The following is a 16,166-nucleotide window of genomic DNA, read 5'->3' as shown; positions in this document are numbered from 1 at the left end:
CAAAGATACTAAAAAGTTCCCGTTTTGGGAAATTATTTTTTAATTGAGACTTAAATGCCCTTATATTTCTTGTATTGTAAAAAAAAATTAAAACCCTATTAGACAATTAAGTAAATTTAAGATTTTAAAATTTCAAGCTATTTATCCATCAACTTCAAAACTCTATCAAAATCATCGGAAGCTATTCCCGCTTTTTTAAAAGCCTCAAAATCAAATTTTATTTTTTGAGTCCAACTTAAACTATCGGTAACGTTTTGTGATTGGTATTCCTTGTAAATAGCTTTGGCCGAGGAATAGTTATCATTTAATAAATAGGCGTGTGCCAAATTCAGCTTTATCAACAACTCCGAATCATCGAGCTTCTCGCCTTCTTTTAAGAATTTAATCGCTTTACCGTATTGCTTAGTCAACACATAACTATTTCCTATAGCATTGTAATCCAATGCAACTGCTTTTCCATCATTGATAATTGTTGTCAGTTTCAGAATTGCTTCACCTTGTTTGCCTTGTTTTGCTGATACAGCAGCTTGTTTGCGCAAATCATCATAAACACTTTTTGAAAGACTGGTTTCCCCAAAACAACTGTTGCCAAAATCCTTAAACGCTTTAGCACGCTCTACAGCTAATAATTTTTGGAATTCCTTGAACTTGTATTTGGATTGTATTTTATCGAGAATACAAACGCAAAAATCATCTGAATTAGTCATTTTTTGCGCCATATTCGAGGTTTTGCATTGATCGATGATCGCTTTTCTATTTTCAAGAGTCCAGCCACGACTCAGTTTATTATCGACCCATGGCACGACTTCGAGTATAATCATTTGATTCATGATCCAGTTTTTACTTTCGAAACCAAACCATAAATTTCCCGAATTGGATTTCATACAATCCGATTTCTCTGTAGAAAGTCTTTTGGCATCTTTACTGACCGGCGTATCCTGAACCAGACAAGCGTCATCAGTTTTTCCGTTTTCTTTGTATTTTGTAGCCAAGTCAGTACTCGAGAAAACGGCATACTTGCATTTGTCATCTCCTGAGATTTTAGACAAGATAAAAACAGCTCCTGCAGAACCTTGACTAATTCCTGTTGGGTCTGGAATGGCTTTTAAAACCGAAACCAAACTACCCGCCATTTGCTGATTTTTATCCAAAAGTGTTATTCTATACACTATTTCCGTGGTGCCTTCAGGGAGATCTTGGGTTTTTATAATGATTCTGTCTCTGGCGGAAACCGTAATTTCTTCGGTTGTAGCACGAGCTTTATCCCAATAACCGTCTTTTTGAGAAAAAACAGATTGAAATGAAATAATTGTTAATACTATAAAAGCTATTTTTTGAATGTTCATTTTCTTGATTAACGTTTTTTAGCCCAGATTGAAATGGCATCCTTTCCTTATCTCGTTTTTTTAAACGAGATAAGGAAAGATACAGTGGAAAGCTGGATTAGCTCCTAATTCTTCTTTTTACAGTAATGAAATTTACAATTCGATGAAACTTCCTATTTCCAGTAGCATCAAATCTTTTCCTTTATCAAAGAATTTACGAATGGCAGCTTCATGATCGATTTCGATATAACCAAAAGTGTCGTAATGATACCCCAGAATTTTATCGCAATCCAAGAAATCAGAAGCAACAATAGCATCTTCGACATCCATAGTGAAATTATCGCCGATGGGCAAAATCGCCAGGTCAAGTTTGGTGCGCATAGGGATGAGTTTCATATCCATGGTAAGGGCCGTATCGCCAGCAATGTAGATGTTTTTATGTTCGCCCTCGATAACAAAACCGCCCGGATTCCCTCCATAGCTGCCGTCAGGAAAAGAACTCGAATGGATTGCATTTACATATTTCAGTTTCCCAAAATCGAAATTCCAGCTACCGCCGTGATTCATCGGATGCGTCTGAAAGCCTTTGGCGCCATAATAACCAGCAATTTCAGCATTAGAAACAATTACTGCATTCGTTCTTTTGGCAATTGCCTCGACATCCAGAATATGATCTCCATGTGCATGCGTTATCAAAATATAATCAGCTTTTAAGGTCTCAATATCAATATGAGCTGCTTTTGGATTCGCAGAAATATAAGGATCTACAATGATGTGTTTGCCGCCAACTTCTATACCCAATGAGGCGTGACCGTAAAATGTTATTTTCATTTTTTTTAATTTAAAGATTGAAATGATTTAAAGTTTTAAATTGATTTTGAAATTGCCAATGATTTTTTTTTCAATAATTATTCACGATCAAATCCGAAAAGAAGAAAATCATACACAACGCCAGCAACACCGAAAGGGCAAAAGTACTGAGCGCCAGTTTTTTTAATTCAGGATCTAATTCCTTAGGGTTCTGATTCTTATAAACGGTAATTAAATGTTTAGTTAAAGGAATATACGCCAATAAAAACAAGTATTGATCAAAGTGAAAATCATCTATAATTGCGAAAATCAACACCAAAATCATCGCCGTTATAATCAGAATATAATGGTATATTTTAGCTTTGGCTCCGCCAATTTTTACAACAATCGTATTTTTATTTGATTTCCTATCCGATGCTTCGTCACGCATATTGTTCAGATTTAAAACGCCGACGCTCAATAATCCAATCGCTATAGCAGGTAAAACCAATTCGAAATCCAGTTGTTTGGAGTATAAAAAATTCACTCCCAATGTACTCACCAATCCGAAAAAAACAAAGACAAAAACATCGCCAAATCCTCGGTAACCATACGCTGTATTTCCAACCGTATACCGAATTGCTGATACTATTGAAAGAATTCCCAACATCAAATAAAACAAGGAAAACCATAAATTTGTATCCCTAAACGCATAATAAATCAATAGCATCGCCGAAAGTAACGTCAATGCAGAAGTGATTATAATAGCGCGTTTCATGGCCTCCGGAGTAATTACACCGCTTTGTATCGCGCGTTTTGGCCCTACTCGATCTTCATTATCCGTTCCTTTCATCCCGTCACCGTAATCATTGGCAAAATTAGAGAGTATCTGCAATCCAAGTGTTGTCAATATGGCAAAGCCAAATAATCGCCAGTTAAAGACTTCTGTTGGCGTTAATATATTATCTGTTGGGTGCGCCAAAGCATACATACTTCCAACTATTATTCCCGATACAGATAAGGGCAAGGTGCGTAAACGTGCGGCTTCAATCCAATGCTTCATATTTTTTTATTTAAAAGTTTGAAGTTTAAAACTTAAGATTTATTGTATAGAAAACTTTAAACCTTAGACTTTAAACCATTTTGTTTACATCCAATTACTATCGGAAGTTTCTATTTCGTACAACCAAAGGTTGACTTGTTGTTTTACTATTGAATAATTCCCTAACTGAAAAATGATATTTCCTCCTGCAGTATGCAATATTATGGAACCAATATCCAACTTTTTATGCCAGAAAAGCTGCGAAGTTGTAATCGCTTGTATTTTACTGGGCTCAATAATATCATTACTGATATCCCAAGCGCCACTTTGTTTTATTATAAAATGCTCATGGATGAATAATCGATTATTTTTAAATTTAAAATATTGGATTAATCCAATAATAACTACATACACCGGCACTACATAACTGTATTCAAAAAATACTGGTTCAAGCCAATACCCAATCGCCAAAAATCCCAACAAAGGTACTCCTATTGAAAGAAAAACAGAAAAAACAAGTTTACGAAAATTAGGCTGAAGCATTAATCCTTTTTCAGGAATTTTATGAAACAATAATTTCAATATCGAATCTCTCTCAGTCTCATTGCATCCTGGAATTTCTATTACTGATTTTCGTTCTTCCTTTTCTCCACCGGTTGCTTGTTTGATTTTTAGTTCCAGAATTCCCATTTTCTTCTGGAAATAATTTCTGGTAACGGTTGTAATCTGAACTTTTTCAGGTTTGATGATGGTGCTTTTCGAATTCAACAACCCAAAAGACAACAACAAAGACCCTTTTTGTCGGGTTATTTTATAATCATAATATTTGAAAACGATTCGTATTATATTTACAACTAATACAATTCCAAACAATAACAGTATCGACATTAAAATAGTTTGCAACACTAGGTTTTTATCGATGTAAGACCCTACTTTTTCTTTGTAAACATTACTTTCGTCTCCAAAATTTTGAAAATTCTCGTAAATCGTACTAAAGAAAATCACCAATAAAGCAATACTTCTACCATAATTAGAAGTTACTCCTACTTTCAGCAAACTCAAAAAACTTATTTTTATGAATGGATGCGCTGCTTCAAATAGTTTTTGCTCGGTTTCCTCCAATGAAGTTTCTTCAGTTCCAATTGTATGCTGCGTTTCTTCATTTTCCAACAAACGGAATTTCAGTTCTAAAGCCAATTCATGCGAAATCGCTTTGATAGCGCCTTCTTTTTTATTGCTACCGGCAGTGTCTACATCCAATTCATAAACACCAATTAACTTTTGAATAAAAGACTGATTGATATTTACCTGTTGGATTTTACGCAGCTGAATCGCAGTTTTGGTTTTATTGAAAACGCCATCCGTAATAATGAATTCTTCATTTTCGGCATCCAAAAAGAAAGTAAAATTCAGGTATTTTAAATAGGAAACAACTCCAATACTTACAAAGACAGTTGTCATCCCAAGGAAAAAATACAATTTATTAACCTCGTCAAACTTGAAAATCCAAATCACAATCATAGGCCACAAGGCTCTTGCATATTGCTGAAGCGTATAAAAAAACATCACTAAAATCCCTATTACAGATTGCCTTTGAGGCTGGCTAAAATCAGCTATCATTACAGTTGCTTTTGTATTTTCCTCATCAACAATTGTTTGATATTTTCGGCTTGTTCTTTCTTGATTCCGGGGATTTCAATATCACTGGAACTTCCGCCGGCAGTAAAAACTTCAATTTTGGCCAGACCAAAATAACGTGAAATTAATCCTTCATGCAACGCTACATGTTGCACTCTATTATAAGGAATTATGATGGTGTTTGTAGCAATAATTCCGTGTCTAAAAAGCACATCGTGTTCCCTAAATGCAAATCCTTTTTTTTGGAATCCAATATAAGAAAATACAATAATCAAAAGTGAAAGTATCGGAATTACGATTCCTAAAATCAACCAGACTCTTCCTGAAAACAGCTCTGGCTTAAAAATAGAAATTAATACCGGAACAAGAATAAGTATTCCTATAATTATGGCAATATTCAGTAAAACCACTCTTAAATATTTAGGATGCAAATTCGTAAAAATGACTTCCTCAAATTTAGGAAGTTGACGCATATCAATCGTTTCGTTTGTGAAATTTTCCATTTGTAAATTTTAGTTTAAAGTTTAAGGATTAAAAAGTTTAAAGTTCTTGATCGAAACAACTTTAAACCTTAAACCTTAAGCTTTTTTATGGCAACCATTTTTTCTCAAAATTCGGCTTTCTTTTCTCGAGGAATGCATTTCGACCTTCTTTGGCTTCTTCAGTCATATATGCAAGTCTTGTGGCTTCACCAGCAAAAACCTGTTGTCCCACCATTCCGTCATCCGTAAGATTCATGGCAAATTTTAGCATTTTAATAGCCATTGGTGATTTATGCAAAATTTCCTGTGCCCATTCATAAGCTGTATCTTCTAATTCTGCATGCGGAATCACAGCATTTACCATTCCCATATCCATAGCATCCTGAGCCGAATAATTACGCCCCAAAAAGAAAATTTCGCGTGCTTTTTTCTGACCAACCATTTTGGCTAAATAAGCCGAACCATAACCACCGTCAAAACTCGTTACATCAGCATCCGTTTGTTTGAAAATGGCGTGTTCTTTACTTGCCAAAGTCAAATCGCACACCACATGCAAACTGTGTCCGCCACCTACAGCCCAACCGGGAACCACAGCAATAACAACTTTTGGCATGAATCGAATTAAACGTTGTACTTCTAAGATGTTCAAACGGTGCTGCCCGTCATCACCCACGTAGCCTTGATGTCCACGTGCGTTTTGATCGCCACCACTGCAAAAAGAATACACGCCATCTTTAGAAGAAGGCCCTTCAGCAGAAAGTAAAACTACTCCTATTGATGTGTCTTCCTGTGCATCATAAAAGGCATTATACAATTCGGCAGTTGTTTTTGGACGAAACGCATTGCGCACATCTGGTCTGTTGAACGCAATTCTGGCAACGCCATTGCATTTCTTATAAGTGATATCTTCGTATTCTTTAGCAGTGATCCAATCCATTACAATTGATTTAAATTATTTTAGTGTAAAAATAAATCATTTTTTACATTTTATCTATTCTATTTAGCCAAGCTTATGGTAATCCTTCTCTGATTAAAGGCTTCAAAACGTTAAAAAATAATTAAAAAACAGCATTTTAACAGTAGCCAATTCAAATTATTTTTAATTTTAGATCAAGCTAATCAGATTAATACAATATTATTTATCTTGATTAATTATTGATTCTTCACTGATTTATTAACCTAAAAAAAGAATGTATTGAATACCATTAAAAATGTTGTCGCTCCTTTTTCTACGGTAATAACTTATAAAAATATTTTCAAAGCCCCGATTAACGAGTTAATGCAACAACCATTTGCCCCAGCAGTAAAAAATAAAAAGTAACACCTACGGTTAACTAAAGAGCTATTTTTCTTGTTCTTGCAAAAGCGAGACATTAATAAACGATTGTTTTAGAAAATTATCTTCCAATATATACAAAACCAACGGCCTTATCGTGAAATTATTTCTTAACTCGTAAGCAAGTGATTGTACATTTAAAGACATACTATACTTTAAAGTACTTTACGCTTAAGTCAATATTTTTAAAATAGTATAGAACATACTATTGTTCTTAAAGGCGGATAAAGCTACTTTAACTTCAAATTTATTTTAGTGCTGCTCGAATTTAATATTCTAAAACAGCATTAAAAAGAGAAAGACTAACCGTTACGATTAGTCTTTCTTTTTTTATTCCTTAATCAAGTAAATTCCGTCCTCCTTGATTTCGATTAATTTCTCTCGATACAAAGCACCAATCGCTTTCTTAAAAGTTTTCTTACTCATTTTCAAAACCGTTTTAATGTCTTCCGGATGCGAATTATCAGTCAAACGCAAGAAACCTCTACTGGCTCTCAACTCATCAAGAATTTTCTCTGCATTCGGTTCGATACTTTGATATCCTTGTACCTGCAATGCCACATCAATTTTATTATCAGGTCGAATCGTTTTGATGTATCCTCGCATGCGGTCTCCCGTACGAATCGCATCATCATAGACTTCATCTTTGTACATCAAGCCTTTGTACTTTTCGTTGATGATCACGTTAATTCCCAATTCAGTAATATGAGAAACGATTAAATCTACCTCTTCGCCTTTTTCAACCGTAAGGTGATCATTTTTTAAAAACTGATTCAATTTACTGGAAGCCACCAAACGATTGGTTTTCTCGTCCATATAAAGGTACACTAAGTAGCGTTTCCCTTTTTCCATAGGACGCGCCTGCTCTTTAAATGGAACCAAAATATCTTTTTCCATTCCCCAATCCATAAAAGCACCAATTTGATTGGTATAATTCACACGCAAAAGTGCAAATTCATTCAATAAAATATAAGGTTCTAATGTCGTGGCAACGGGTCTTTCTTCATGGTCCAAGTACACAAAAACAATCAACTCCTCCCCTATTTCAAATTCGTTTGGCACGTATTTGTTAGGCAACAGAATATCATGTATTCCTTCTGGATCTTGTTCTGGATTTCCCAGAAACAAACCCACTTTGGTATCGCGTAATATGGTAAGCGTATTGTATTTTCCTATTTCAATCATTTTCTTTCAATTTCTAAAACGCAAAGGTACGAAGTTTGAAAATAGTAAATTAAGAAACTGTCCACAAAAAACAAAGCTCAAATGCAATGGGAATTTTCTTTTTTAGGAGCCTGATTTTGCGTTGTTTCATCATATAGATATGTTAATTTAGCCAGCGCAGAAACTTAGCATTTCTATTATGTACTAAAATGATTTTTAAAAACTTAATATTTTACAACTCAATTGTTTTAAACAAACAAAAAAGCTCCGCAATTTGCGGAGCTTTCTATATTCAAAAAATTTGAAGAAATTATTTTTTCTCTGATTTTTCCATTTTAGCTTTCAATGCAGCTAACATATCATTGTTATCTCCTAAAGTTGCAGCTGGTGCATTATTAGATGAGTTCGATGAAGTGTTTTCAGAAACTGCTTTCACATTTTTCTCTTCTTCTTCACGGAAGATAGCAGTGTGAGATGCAACTACTCTTTTGAATTCTTTGTTGAATTCGATTACTTTGAAATCAGCTGAATCACCTTTTTTCAATTTCTTTCCGTCTTCTTTTTCAAGGTGACGAGTAGGAATGAAAGCAACGATATCATCTCCGAATTCTACAGTAGCTCCTTTGTCAACAATTTCAGAAATTTCACCGTTGTGGATCGTTCCTACAGCGAAAGAATCTTCATATTGATCCCAAGGATTAGCAGTAGTTTGTTTGTGACCTAAAGATAATTTACGACCATCAACATCTAATTCTAATACAACTACATCAAGTTTTTCACCAACATTTACAAATTCTGATGGATGCTTGATTTTCTTAGTCCAAGATAAGTCAGAGATGTAAATTAATCCATCAATTCCTTCTTCTAATTCTACGAAAATTCCAAAGTTTGTAAAGTTTCTAACAATACCTGAATGCTTAGAAGCTACAGGGTATTTAGAAGTGATATCAGTCCAAGGATCTTGAGACAATTGTTTGATACCTAATGACATTTTACGATCATCTCTATCTAATGTTAAGATAACAGCTTCAACAACATCACCTACTTTTACGAAATCTTGAGCAGAACGTAAATGAGTAGACCAAGACATTTCAGAAACGTGAATTAAACCTTCAACACCTTCAGCAACTTCGATGAAAGCACCGTAATCAGCGATTACAACTACTTTTCCTTTTACTTTGTCTCCAATTGCTAATTTAGCATCAAGAGCATCCCAAGGGTGTGCGTTTAATTGTTTCAATCCTAATTGTATTCTTGTTTTTTCGTCATCGAAATCAAGGATCACAACATTTAATTTTTGGTCTAATTCTAATACTTCAGATGGGTGGTTGATTCTTGACCAAGAAAGGTCAGTAATGTGAATCAATCCATCAACTCCACCTAAATCAATAAAGACACCATAAGAAGTAATGTTTTTAACAACACCTTCTAATACTTGTCCTTTTTGTAATTGACCGATGATTTCTTTTTTCTGGATTTCAATATCTGCTTCAATAAGCGCTTTATGAGATACAACAACATTTTTGAATTCGTGGTTGATTTTCACTACTTTGAATTCCATCATTTTGTTCACATATACATCATAATCTCTAATTGGCTTAACGTCAATTTGAGATCCTGGTAAGAAAGCTTCAATTCCGAAAACATCAACAATCATACCCCCTTTAGTTCTGCATTTTACAAAACCATTAACGATTTCTCCTGTTTCGTTAGCCGAAATAACTCTATCCCATGATTTGATAGTACGTGCTTTTCTATGAGATAATACTAATTGACCTGTTTTATCCTCACGGATGTCAATCAATACTTCTACAGTATCACCTACTTTTAAGTTTGGGTTGTAACGGAATTCATTCAATGAGATAACACCTTCCGATTTTGCGTTGATATCAACGATAACGTCTCTATCAGTAATTCTAACAACTGTTCCATCAACTACTTCTTCTTGATCTGTAGCGATAAATGTTTTTGAAACTAGTTCTTCGAATTCTTTTAAGTTTTTTTGATCAACTGCATCAATACCTTCTTCGAAATTGTGCCAGTTAAAATTTGCTAAAAACTCTTCTTGTGATTTTACTTGTTCAGACATGCTGATTAAAATTTGTATTCTGTATTCTCTCGAGTTTCTTACTGTGATAGAAAACAACAGAAGTTGTTTGTATAATTAATTGAACCCTGAAGGAAACTCCTATTCACCAAAAGGTCTGCAAAGATACTATATCTTTATTTACTTGTCAAGCTTTTTAAACAAGAAAACAAATAATTAAGAAACAATAAACAATTGAATTCCAGCAACAAAGCTTTACATCACTTTTATAGTATCGCTATCCCTTATGTAATAATCTCCTCACACTACTATGATCACATCTAATTTAAAGGTATTATTCAAATTTTACAATAATTTTTAGCTAAAAAACCCGATAGCTTGGGATTGGTATCGGGTAAGAATTATTTAAAAAAAATGTTTAGTGATTTAATTTTTCAACTATTTTTGGATCGTGTTTGTATTTAAAAACAAAAGGAAAAACTAAAGCCAGCACCAATGCATATCCAGCAAATGTTAGCCATATACTCTGCCATTCTTTACTTCCATCTGCTAAAGTAAAATATTTCTGTATAATATATCCGCTGGCAAAACTGCCTATCAAGGCACCAAAACCATTCACCATCATCATAAATAACCCTTGCGCACTGCCTCTAATTTTCGAATCGGTTTGTGTTTCTACAAATAAAGATCCAGAAATATTAAAGAAATCAAAAGCCATTCCGTAAACAATGCAAGACATTATAATCATCCACAATCCATCTGAAGGGTTCCCAAAAGCAAAGAGTCCAAAACGCAACACCCAAGCCAACATACTGAACAACATCACATATTTAATACCAAATTTTCTAAGAAAAAATGGAATCGCTAATATAAATAAGGTTTCTGAAACTTGTGAAATCGACATGATTATAGCAGGATACTTAACTGCAATAGTATTTTTATACGCATCAACAGTAGCAAAGTCATGAATATAAGTATCTCCATAGGCGTTTGTCAATTGTAAAGCAGCTCCTAATAACATCGAAAAGATAAAGAAAATAGCAAATTTTTGTTGTTTAAACAGTTCAAAAGCATTCAATCCTAAAGCATTTACAAATGATGTTGTTTTCTCCCCTTTGCACATCGGCGGACATTTAGGCAGTGTAAAAGCATAAATTCCTAATAAAAATGAAACTATTCCAGCAATATAAAATTGATTCGCTGAAGTCTCATTGTGGGTCAAACTAACTACCCAAAGTGCAACAATAAAACCTATTGTTCCCCAAATCCGAATTGGTGGATAATCTTTCACCACATCCCTGTCTTTAGCAATTAAGGCATTGTAAGCAACTGTAATAGATAAAGAAATCGTTGGCATATAGAAAAACATATTGACTAACATTACCCAAAAAAAGGTAGTAGGATTATCAACTTGCGGCAAGTAAAACAAAGCACATGCGCCTAGAAAATGAAGCAAACCATACAATTTTTCAGCATTTATAAATCGATCTGAAATAATTCCTGTTAGTGCAGGCATAAAAACAGATGAAATTCCCATAGTTGAAAAAATGATTCCAAACTCAGTTCCTGACCAGTTTTTATTATTAAACCAATAAGCTCCAATAGTGAGTAACCATGATCCCCAAATAAAAAATTGAAGGAAGTTCATTATTATCAATCTATTCTTAATTCCCATGAGATGAATTGTTTTATTTTTTAAAAATTAACAGGGCGTAAATCTACTATTAAAAATGAGATTGGCAACTAATTATATCGTTTTAGTAATTCCGTTTACTAATTCTAAAACGAGCTCAAATTGTTGCTCACGCGACAAATGTGAATTATCTATTTCTACCGCATCTTCTGCCTTTACTAAAGGCGAATCTTCTCGATGGGTATCAATGTAATCACGCTCTACTACATTAGTCAATATTTCTTCAAAAGTGACACAATCTCCTTTTTTTACCAACTCATCATAACGCCTTCTTGCTCTTGTAGTTGCACTAGCCGTCATGAATATTTTAAGTTCCGCCTCGGGAAAAACTACAGTGCCAATATCTCTTCCGTCCATTACAATTCCCTTGTCTTTCCCCATTTGTTTTTGTTGTTCCACCAGTTTGGCTCTAACTTCAGAGACTTCGGCTACTTTACTAACAAAATTAGAAACTTCTATCGTTCTGATTTCAGCTTCAACATTTGTATCATTCAAATACATTTCGGCACAACCCAAATCCATATTGAATTTGAATTGCACTTTTATATTTGAAAGAGTACTAACTAAGGCTTGTTTATCAAAGAATTCAGTACTGATGTATCCGTTTTGCATTGCAAAAAATGTTACGGCACGATACATCGCTCCGGTATCTACAAAGACGTATCCTAAATGATTTGCTAGTTGTTTGGCTAAAGTACTTTTTCCTGTGGATGAAAAACCGTCAATGGCGATAGTAATTTTTTTATTCAAAATATAAAATTTAAAGTTCTGTGTTATATCAAAATCATTATTGAAAATTAACCGTTAATCCAAATAGGCTTGTATTTCCAGCTAATGTATATCTGGAATACGAATAATTGAATTTTAATTTATTTAATTTAAGACCAAATCCCAATGAAACGCCTGAAAAATTGCGTTGTTCCAGTAATCGTAGTTCCTCGGCTCGTCGAAAATTATATCCCACTCGCAAGTTAAATGCTTTTTTAGGAAAGAGTTCTACCCCAACAATTACATGTCGCAACGCATTATTTACAAATGAAACGTTCTCCTCAGTTGATTCTCCATTAAAGGACGATTCTGATCTGGCAGGATTCGAAAAAGCAATATTCCATTCTTGCAAATTCTCTACCGTAAGATGCCAGCGAATGGGTACATTCTCTAATTCCTGAGATACTCCAGCAATAATTTCTAGCGGCAGTTTTTCATTGGTACCATTGTAAGTAGAAAATTGAGTTCCAATATTTCGAATGGCTAATGCCCAGTTTACATCATTTTTTTCATCTATAAATAAAGCTCCTATATCTAAAGCTCCTCCAAATGAATGATAGGTTTCTAAGCTGGAAGATATCAATTTTGCACTGGCACCAATATGAATGTCGGTGTAAGGAATGTTGTAGGCATACCCAACAGAAAGCGCTATTTCGCTCCCGGTAAATGATGCTGTAGGCTGTCCATTTTCATCATATCCTTCAAAATTACCATAGTTAACATAATTTACTCCCGCCTGAAAGGTTTGTAAATGACGATCGTATGTGTAAGCATAGGAGGCGGTACCATATGTGACTTCTTTATAATAACTTCCATAATTTAAAGCCAAATGATTGTCCATTTCTGCATTTATGGTTGCTGGATTAAAATGGGCTTGATTAACGTCATCGTCATAAATCGTAATCACTTTTCCACCCAATGCTGCTTGTCTTGGCGAAGTCACCAAGTTCAAAAACTGATAGGCATACTTCCCTCCTATTTGGCTGTAAGACGCAGCAAAGACTAAAAGAAACGAATATAATAAAAGTTTTTTGAGCATGCTTTGTAGTGCAGTTTACGAATGGTAAAACGCAAAGGCGAAGATAAAATTATAAATAAAATAAATTGCAACTTTGAAACTTATAATTACAAATAAAAAAATCCAAATCCCTTTTCTTGAATATCAAGTTTTGGAAGTTGGATTTTTCAATTCAGAACTTGTTTCTATTACAAATCCTTAGCATTTTTGACTTTCTGATCAGTCAAAGCAAATTTCAAGACTTCACTCATTTCTTTCACATAATGAAAGGAAAGCCCCTCAAGGTATTCTGGTTTTATTTCATCAATATCACTTTTATTCTCCTGACACAGAATAATTTCCTTAATATTAGCTCTTTTAGCTGCCAGAATTTTTTCTTTGATTCCGCCTACTGGCAACACTTTCCCACGCAAGGTGATTTCTCCTGTCATGGCAAGGTTTTTCTTCACTCGTTTTTGTGTAAACAATGATACTAATGAAGTTAACATTGCAATTCCCGCACTTGGCCCGTCTTTAGGAGTAGCTCCTTCTGGAACGTGTAAGTGAATGTTATATTTTGATAATATCTCTGAATCCAACCCTAAAAATTTAGCATTTGCTTTGATATATTCTAAAGCAATAGTTGCAGATTCTTTCATAACCGTACCTAAATTTCCAGTTATGGTCATGGTCCCTTTTCCTGGCGAAAGCAACGATTCTATAAACAGAATGTCACCTCCAACAGAGGTCCAAGCCAAACCAGTTACTACTCCGGCAACATCATTATTCTCGTATTTATCTCTCTCTAACCTTGGGACACCCAATGTTTTTATTATGTCTGCGTCTGTTACTTTTTTGTTATATTCTTCTTCCATCGCAACAGATTTAGCCGCATTACGAATCACTTGAGCAATCTTAGCTTCTAAACCTCGTACCCCAGATTCACGCGTGTATCCTTCAACAATTTTTTCTAGTTGTTTTTTTCCAATAGTCAAATCTTTTGTAGTCATACCATGTTCTTTCAATTGTCTTGGAAACAAATGCTGACGCGCAATTTCTACTTTTTCTTCAATTGTATACCCTGACATTTTGATGATTTCCATTCTGTCTTTCAACGCAGGTTGAATGGCAGCCATATTATTAGACGTAGCAATAAACATCACTTTTGACAAATCATACCCCATTTCAAGGAAATTATCATAAAAAGAATTATTCTGTTCCGGATCTAAAACTTCCAGTAATGCTGATGATGGATCGCCTTGATTACTATTTGATAGTTTATCGATTTCATCCAAAACAAAAACTGGGTTTGAGGTTCCCGCTTTTTTCAAACTTTGAATGATTCGACCCGGCATAGCACCAATGTATGTTTTTCTGTGTCCGCGAATCTCCGCTTCGTCCCGCAAACCACCAAGGGAAATTCTAACATATTTTCGACCCAATGCTTCTGCGATAGATCGACCAATGGAGGTTTTTCCTACTCCCGGAGGTCCTGTCAAACAAATAATGGGAGACTTCATATCATTTCGCAATTTTAAAACCGCTAAATGTTCTATCATTCTTTTCTTAACATCTTCAAGACCAAAATGATCTCTGTCCAGAATTTTTTGTGCTCTCTTTAAATCAAAATTATCTTTGGAGTACTCGTCCCAAGGCAGTTCTAAAAACAACTCTAAATAGTTTCTTTGAATCCCAAAATCAGGTGCTTGTGGATTCATGCGACGCATTTTAGACAGTTCTTTGTCAAAATGTTTCTTGGTTTTCTCGTCCCATTTTTTGGTTAAAGATTTTTGCAACATTTCATCCATTTCCTCTTCCTGAGAAACGCCACCCAATTCTTCCTGGATAGTTTTCATTTGTTGATGAAGGAAATATTCGCGTTGTTGCTGGTCTAAATCGAATCGAACTTTAGATTGAATATCGTTTTTTAATTCGAGCTTTTGCAGCTCAATATTCATATATCGAAGCGTCTCTAGAGCCCTTTCTTTCAACTCATTAATTGCTAATAAGTCTTGTTTTTCTTTAACAGACAAATTCATATTTGATGTCACAAAATTGACCAGAAACGATTGACTTTCAATATTTTTTATTGCAAAAGTTGCTTCGCTAGGAATATTTGGGCTCTCTTTAATAATTTGAATCGCTAATTCTTTAATTGAGTCAAGGATGGCAACAAATTCAGTATCGTTTTTCTTAGGTCTTTTTTCAGGGACTTCCTTAATTTTAGCAGTGATATAAGGTGTTTCTCCAATAACAGAATCAATCTCAAACCGTTTTTTTCCTTGAAGAATTACGGTTACATTTCCATCAGGCATTTTAAGCACACGCAAAATACGGGCTACAGTACCTATTTTATGAATATCATCTTTAGTTGGATCTTCATCTTCCTCATTTATTTGAGCAACAACACCAATAATTTTGCCAGCGGCATTAGCATCATTGATTAATTTGATTGATTTATCCCTTCCTGCAGTAATGGGTATCACAACTCCGGGAAATAAAACCATATTTCGAAGTGGTAAAATAGCTAATAATTCCGGTAATGCTTCATTGTTCATTTCCTCCTCGTCTTCAGGAGTCAAAAGGGGAATTAAATCTGCTTCCGAATCAAATTCTTGAAGTGACAGATTGTCAATAGTAAGTATTTTATGATTTGACATATAATTATTTGAGTCTTTTTGTCATTAAAAATTTCATTATTTAAGCAAATATATGATTTCAAAGTAGTCTTTTTATATAAAATCTATCTTTAATCCTCAATATTTGAATAACCATAAATAAGTCAATCTCTGTGCCAAAATATAATATTTTCATCCTATTTCCCTTTAGAAAGTGATATTTAAGAAACAACAAACAATAGCCTAATAAAACAGTTCAGAACACAT

At 34.3% G+C, this 16,166-nt stretch carries 12 protein-coding genes; all 12 read right to left on the bottom strand.

Features of this window, described 5'->3' with window-relative positions:
• Window positions 1–137: 137 nt before the first annotated feature.
• Window positions 138–1,346: a tetratricopeptide repeat protein gene (locus tag ACNQF9_RS07335; RefSeq protein ID WP_417960178.1), complete on the bottom strand. Its 1,209-nt coding sequence runs from the start codon at window positions 1,344–1,346 to the stop codon at window positions 138–140.
• Between the two features lie 132 nt (window positions 1,347–1,478).
• A complete protein-coding gene (locus ACNQF9_RS07330) occupies window positions 1,479–2,156 on the bottom strand; it encodes a metal-dependent hydrolase (RefSeq protein WP_417960179.1) in 678 nt (225 codons plus the stop codon).
• A gap of 70 nt (window positions 2,157–2,226) precedes the next feature.
• Window positions 2,227–3,177, bottom strand: a complete 951-nt coding sequence (menA, locus tag ACNQF9_RS07325) for a 1,4-dihydroxy-2-naphthoate octaprenyltransferase (RefSeq protein WP_417989947.1) — start codon at window positions 3,175–3,177, stop codon at window positions 2,227–2,229.
• A gap of 84 nt (window positions 3,178–3,261) precedes the next feature.
• Window positions 3,262–4,776: a PH domain-containing protein gene (locus tag ACNQF9_RS07320; RefSeq protein ID WP_417989946.1), complete on the bottom strand. Its 1,515-nt coding sequence runs from the start codon at window positions 4,774–4,776 to the stop codon at window positions 3,262–3,264.
• A complete protein-coding gene (locus ACNQF9_RS07315; protein WP_417989945.1) occupies window positions 4,776–5,297 on the bottom strand; it encodes a PH domain-containing protein in 522 nt (173 codons plus the stop codon). The genes ACNQF9_RS07320 and ACNQF9_RS07315 overlap by 1 nt, the downstream gene beginning before the upstream one ends.
• 85 nt (window positions 5,298–5,382) lie before the next feature.
• Window positions 5,383–6,213: a 1,4-dihydroxy-2-naphthoyl-CoA synthase gene (locus ACNQF9_RS07310; RefSeq protein ID WP_417989944.1), complete on the bottom strand. Its 831-nt coding sequence runs from the start codon at window positions 6,211–6,213 to the stop codon at window positions 5,383–5,385.
• 729 nt (window positions 6,214–6,942) lie between these two features.
• The gene (locus ACNQF9_RS07305) at window positions 6,943–7,797 is read right to left on the bottom strand and encodes a CvfB family protein (RefSeq protein ID WP_417960183.1); all 855 of its coding nucleotides are present in this window, start codon (window positions 7,795–7,797) and stop codon (window positions 6,943–6,945) included.
• Window positions 7,798–8,086: 289 nt separating this feature from the next.
• Window positions 8,087–9,865 carry a 30S ribosomal protein S1 gene (rpsA, locus tag ACNQF9_RS07300; RefSeq protein ID WP_417960184.1) on the bottom strand — a complete coding sequence of 593 codons (1,779 nt, stop codon included), beginning with the start codon at window positions 9,863–9,865 and terminating at the stop codon, window positions 8,087–8,089.
• Window positions 9,866–10,241: 376 nt separating this feature from the next.
• Entirely contained in the window at window positions 10,242–11,498 is a 1,257-nt protein-coding gene (locus ACNQF9_RS07295) for a nucleoside permease (protein WP_417960185.1), read from the bottom strand.
• Between the two features lie 72 nt (window positions 11,499–11,570).
• The gene (cmk, locus tag ACNQF9_RS07290) at window positions 11,571–12,266 is read right to left on the bottom strand and encodes a (d)CMP kinase (protein ID WP_417960186.1); all 696 of its coding nucleotides are present in this window, start codon (window positions 12,264–12,266) and stop codon (window positions 11,571–11,573) included.
• Between the two features lie 37 nt (window positions 12,267–12,303).
• The gene (porQ, locus tag ACNQF9_RS07285) at window positions 12,304–13,323 is read right to left on the bottom strand and encodes a type IX secretion system protein PorQ (protein WP_417960187.1); all 1,020 of its coding nucleotides are present in this window, start codon (window positions 13,321–13,323) and stop codon (window positions 12,304–12,306) included.
• Between the two features lie 167 nt (window positions 13,324–13,490).
• Entirely contained in the window at window positions 13,491–15,941 is a 2,451-nt protein-coding gene (lon, locus tag ACNQF9_RS07280) for an endopeptidase La (RefSeq protein ID WP_417960188.1), read from the bottom strand.
• Window positions 15,942–16,166: the final 225 nt, after the last annotated feature.

This window comes from Flavobacterium amylolyticum, from assembly GCF_048284335.1.
Classification (GTDB): domain Bacteria; phylum Bacteroidota; class Bacteroidia; order Flavobacteriales; family Flavobacteriaceae; genus Flavobacterium.
Note: the sequence above shows the minus strand (reverse complement) of the source record. Positions and strands in the feature narration are given on the sequence as shown.

Coding starts and splice junctions, on each gene's coding strand:
- ACNQF9_RS07320 (WP_417989946.1), bottom strand. CDS start 4,776: ATGATAGCTGATTTTAGCCAGCCTCAAAGGCAATCTGTAATAGGGATT.
- ACNQF9_RS07295 (WP_417960185.1), bottom strand. CDS start 11,498: ATGGGAATTAAGAATAGATTGATAATAATGAACTTCCTTCAATTTTTT.
- lon (WP_417960188.1), bottom strand. CDS start 15,941: ATGTCAAATCATAAAATACTTACTATTGACAATCTGTCACTTCAAGAA.
- ACNQF9_RS07305 (WP_417960183.1), bottom strand. CDS start 7,797: ATGATTGAAATAGGAAAATACAATACGCTTACCATATTACGCGATACC.
- ACNQF9_RS07315 (WP_417989945.1), bottom strand. CDS start 5,297: ATGGAAAATTTCACAAACGAAACGATTGATATGCGTCAACTTCCTAAA.
- ACNQF9_RS07335 (WP_417960178.1), bottom strand. CDS start 1,346: ATGAACATTCAAAAAATAGCTTTTATAGTATTAACAATTATTTCATTT.
- porQ (WP_417960187.1), bottom strand. CDS start 13,323: ATGCTCAAAAAACTTTTATTATATTCGTTTCTTTTAGTCTTTGCTGCG.
- rpsA (WP_417960184.1), bottom strand. CDS start 9,865: ATGTCTGAACAAGTAAAATCACAAGAAGAGTTTTTAGCAAATTTTAAC.
- menA (WP_417989947.1), bottom strand. CDS start 3,177: ATGAAGCATTGGATTGAAGCCGCACGTTTACGCACCTTGCCCTTATCT.
- ACNQF9_RS07330 (WP_417960179.1), bottom strand. CDS start 2,156: ATGAAAATAACATTTTACGGTCACGCCTCATTGGGTATAGAAGTTGGC.
- ACNQF9_RS07310 (WP_417989944.1), bottom strand. CDS start 6,213: ATGGATTGGATCACTGCTAAAGAATACGAAGATATCACTTATAAGAAA.